This window comes from Rhizobium sp. ERR 942, assembly GCF_007828395.1.
In the GTDB taxonomy this organism is placed as follows: domain Bacteria; phylum Pseudomonadota; class Alphaproteobacteria; order Rhizobiales; family Rhizobiaceae; genus Rhizobium; species Rhizobium dioscoreae.
The window spans coordinates 1-3,950 of sequence record NZ_VIUA01000026.1 but is presented as its reverse complement, the minus strand read 5'-3'; the positions used below and the strand labels follow the sequence as shown (position 1 = coordinate 3,950).

General features: G+C 58.5%; 3 protein-coding genes. 2 read left to right on the top strand and 1 reads right to left on the bottom strand.

The genetic code is table 11. The annotated features are described in order from the left end of the window. On the bottom strand, window positions 1-986 hold a 986-nt coding region (locus FBZ97_RS34235), incomplete at its 3' end, for a LacI family DNA-binding transcriptional regulator (RefSeq protein ID WP_145324700.1). Window positions 987-1,150: 164 nt separating this feature from the next. On the opposite strand from FBZ97_RS34235, the gene FBZ97_RS34230 reads away from it, so the two are divergent. Both FBZ97_RS34230 and FBZ97_RS34225 read left to right on the top strand, forming a co-directional pair. Further along, complete coding sequence (locus FBZ97_RS34230) at window positions 1,151-2,098, top strand: dihydrodipicolinate synthase family protein (protein WP_186449603.1); 948 nt, start codon at window positions 1,151-1,153, stop codon at window positions 2,096-2,098. Between the two features lie 243 nt (window positions 2,099-2,341). After that, window positions 2,342-3,727, top strand: a complete 1,386-nt coding sequence (locus FBZ97_RS34225; protein ID WP_145324698.1) for an MFS transporter — start codon at window positions 2,342-2,344, stop codon at window positions 3,725-3,727. The last annotated feature ends 223 nt before the right edge of the window (window positions 3,728-3,950 follow it).

The window sequence follows — 3,950 nt, the reverse complement described above, 5'->3', positions numbered from 1 at the left end:
GCCGATACCCGAATACGGTCATCTGGCGATATTGCGTCGCTTCCCAATAAATCGAGCGCATTCGCAGCAATCTGCTCGAAGGGCACCCGCAGGGTGGTCAGTGGCGTAGAGAGATGGCTGACAATCGGAATGTCGTTGTAGCCGACCAGTGAGACGTCGCCTGGCACTGACAGACCCATGCGCATGAGCCCTGATAGTGCGCCGATGGCTGTATTGTCGTTAACCGCAAACATCGCCGTCGGGGCTTGCGGCAGGTGCATGATTTTCTCGGCCGCTTCCGCGCCGGATTCGATTCCGAAAGTGGATGGAACAATGAGGGATGGATCGATCTCCAGCTCCATTTCCATCATGGCCTGGCAATAGCCTTCCACGCGGGTCCGCGCGCTGGAGGCATAGGAGGGACCCGCAATGACTCCGATCCTGCGATGACCAAGATCAAGCAGGTGTCGCGTGGCGAGATATCCACCAAGCCGGTCATCGCCGATCGATGAAAGACTATGACCATCGGTTCTAAGCGCCAGAACCGTCGGCACACCTCTTGCCGCCAATATGTCGGGAAAGTCATCGTCGTCGCGCGCTGTCGACAAGATGAGCCCATCGACGCCGCGCTTCAGAAGCGACTCCGCAGCAAGGCGATCGGCTTTCGGCTTCTCGTCCGTAGTCGCGACGATGGCAAACCGCCCGGTCCTGCTGCAGGCTTTTGCAAGGGATTCGTAGAGCATCGCCATCACTGTGTCCGTCAGCCTGGGTACGATAATCCCCACCGTCATGGTATTGCCGCGACGAAGACTGGCCGCAGAAACATCTCTGACGTAACCGAGTTCCTCGGCGATCTTTCTGACGCGTCTGGCTGTTTCGCTGTCCGAGCGCGGCAGGCGTTCATCTAAAATTCTCGACACCGTCGACTTCGAAACACCGGCTGCGGCCGCGACGTCGAGAATCGTTATGCGCGTCTGACGAGCGCTATCTTCCACCGTTGAATTCATTTGGAATTTCCGTGCCGGCGAGTCCTGATCTGCTTCTGGATCCCCATGATGCCTGAAAAATCCTGTTGACTCCAGCGAAATCAGAAACGATAGTGGGAACGTTCCCATTAACGATCCTGTCGCTGATTGTGAATCGGATAGCGACGGCAAGGAGGAGACTACCCATGCACCCAATGGACCTCAGAGGCTTGAGCCCAGCACCGGTGACCGCATTCACCCGCGACGGCGAAGTCGACTATGCCGCGAACACGCGGATCGCAAAGTGGCTTGCGTCGATGGACGGTGTGAAGAGCCTCGTCATCCTTGGCCACGCCGGCGAAGGCACGTTCCTGACCGAAGAGGAGCGCCTCAAGCTGATCCGCATCTATGTCGAAGCCGTGAATGGCGAGATTCCGATCATAGCCGGCATTACGGGCGAGGGCACTAGGGTTGCCGCCGAAGAGGCCAAGAAATGCAAGGCTGCCGGCGCCACGGGGGCCCTTGTCTATCCAAACCACGGCTGGCTGCGCTTTGGCTTTCAGAAGGGCGCGCCGCAAGACCGTTACAAGGCGATCTGGCAGGAATCCGGTCTGCAGTGCATCCTGTTCCAATATCCGGATGTCACCAAGGCCTCTTACGATCTGGACACGCAGCTTGCGATTGCCACCCAAGAGGGGGTCGTTGCGACCAAAAACGGCGTTCGCAACATGAAGCGCTGGTATGTGGAAATTCCGGAACTGAAGAAGGCCAATCCGAACCTGCAGATCTTGAGCTGCCACGACGAATGGCTGTTGCCGACCATGTTCGATGTTGACGGCCTCCTGGTCGGCTACGGAAACATCGCACCCGAGCTGCTCATCGATCTCATCAGGGCCGGCAAGGCGCAGGATTATCCCGAAGCCCGCAAGATCTTCGAGCGCCTGCTACCGGTCACCCGCGCGGTTTATCACCGAGGTTCGCACATGGAAGGCACCGTCGCTCTCAAGCTGGGCCTCGTCCATCGCGGCGTCCTCGATCATGCCACGATCCGCGAGCCTTTGAAGAGCCTCGGTGAAAAGGCTGAGGCCGAAATCTTCGCCGCGTTCGACGCCGCGGGCATCGGCCGTGTCGGGCAGCTTCTGGCCGCCGAATAAGGAGAAAGGCGCCTCCGCCGTCACGCGGCGGAGGCGTATTCCATGGGGACACTGCTGATAGCTCAGGGAGTGATGCTTTGCGAAAAGGCGCCGGCTGTGATCCGCTGGAAAGTCATTGTGCCCATTAAGAGCCGCGTCTTCGGATTGCCGCCAGCTGGATGAGCCGGAGCCGAAGCGAGATGTTCACCGCATAGATTCAATGCCAGGTCGGGAGAGGCGGGGACCGGGTAGAGGGAGGATAAAATGAATATCGAACAGCGAATGACGGCGTCGGTTACGCATGTCATCGATCCGCAAGCTGACATAAGCGCGCGGCTGGAGCGGCTGCCCGTCACCCGCGAAGTGTTCTGGGCTCGCAATATCGTCGGCGCCGCGACATTCTTCGATGGCTATACCGTTATCGCCATTGCCTACGCCATGCCTGTACTCGTGCACGAATGGGGCCTGACGCCCAGCCAGACGGGCATGATCCTGTCGATGGGATATCTGGGGCAACTGATCGGCGCCGTCCTGTTCGGCTGGTTGGCCGAAAAGATTGGCCGATTGAAAGTTCTTCTCTTCACCATCCTGCTTTTCGTCAGCATGGACATCGCTTGCCTCTTTGCAGCCGGCGCGGCAACGATGATGGTGTTCCGCTTCGTTCAGGGTGTTGGCACCGGGGGCGAAGTTCCGGTTGCCAGCGCCTATATCAATGAGCTCATTGGTTCGAAAGGTCGCGGGCGCTTCTTTCTTCTCTACGAAGTGATGTTCCTGCTCGGCCTCGTCGGTGCGGGCCTGATCGGCTACTTCATGGTGCCGCTTTACGGCGGGAAGGCCATGTTCGTCGTCGGCCTGATCCCGTCTGTGCTGATGATCCCGCTGCGCTGGTTTCTCACTGAGTCTCCGCGCTGGCTCGCCGCCAACGGTCGTTACGAGGAAGCCAATCGCATCGTCGCCAGGCTGGAAGACAGTGCTCGTGCGGCAGGCAAGATGCTTCCCGAGCCGAAATATGCCGCGGTTCCCGCGCGTAAGTCATCTGATTGGCGCGAGCTTTTCCAAGGGATCTATCTCAAGCGCACGCTCTCCATCTGGGCCATGTGGTTCAGTGCCTACCTCGTTGCCAACGGCACGATTACCTGGCTGCCCACCCTTTATCGTCAGACCTTCAACCTGCCGCTCGAAACCAGCATATTTTATGGGTTTGCAACGTCGGTGGGCGGCGTTGTTGCAGCGGTGATTTGCGCACTGCTCATTGACAGGGTAGGCCGCAAACGCTGGTATGCGGGAGCATTGCTCACAGCTCCTATCCCGCTTGCAATCCTCGCTTGGCTTGGCGCGACTTCTGCCATGCAAGTGCTGGTGCTGGCCGGTCTTGCCTACGCCATCGTTCAGACGGTCACATTCTCGTTGTATCTTTACTCCGCGGAGATCTATCCCACGCGCCTTCGGGCAATCGGGACGGGTGCTGGAAGTGCATGGCTTCGTCTGGGATCCTCGGCAGGCCCGATCGTGACGGGCTTCCTGCTCTCGTCGATGGGCATCCAGTACGTATTTATGGTCTTCGCTGCGATTTTGCTGCTCGGTGCGCTTATAACCGCCGTGTTCGCCGTGGAAACCAAAGGCCGTACGCTCGAAGAGCTTTCTCCGTGAAACGACCGCATCCCGTTCCTTCTGAGAAAGACGAAAGCAGCAGGCATATATGCTCCGTTCAGCCGCCTGGTTTCAGGATGAAGCCATTAATGAACGTTCGCTATGAAAATCTTTAACAATCTGCTTGCCGCGCTTTTATGTGTCGGCCTGTTGATCGGCGCGGGTGCTGCTGTGTCGCAGCCCCGATGACGAACATGACGAAGCCGGAGGTCCAATCATCCGT